Origin of the sequence: Rhodococcus sp. Leaf225, from assembly GCF_001426145.1 — a bacterium.
Lineage (GTDB): Bacteria > Actinomycetota > Actinomycetes > Mycobacteriales > Mycobacteriaceae > Rhodococcoides.
The window spans coordinates 758,882-759,095 of record NZ_LMRN01000025.1; the positions used below are offsets into that span (position 1 = coordinate 758,882).

Consider the following 214-nt stretch of genomic DNA (forward strand, 5'->3'; position numbering starts at 1 on the left):
TGAGCCGGGGCATCCGGTGCGCAACTACCTGTCGGTGGATCTGATCGTCGATGCGGCGGTGCGTGCGGGTGCGGACGCGATCTATCCGGGGTACGGGTTCCTGTCGGAGAATCCGGAGTTGGCGGCGGCGTGTGCGGCGGCGGGAATCACGTTCGTGGGTCCGTCGGCGGAGGTGTTGGAGCTGACGGGGAACAAGGCGCGGGCGATCGCGGCG

1 protein-coding gene is annotated in these 214 nt (G+C 69.2%); it reads left to right on the forward strand.

What is annotated here, in order from left to right:
* The coding region (locus ASG69_RS23205; protein ID WP_327213053.1) for a biotin carboxylase N-terminal domain-containing protein at positions 1–214 on the forward strand (214 nt) is incomplete at both ends.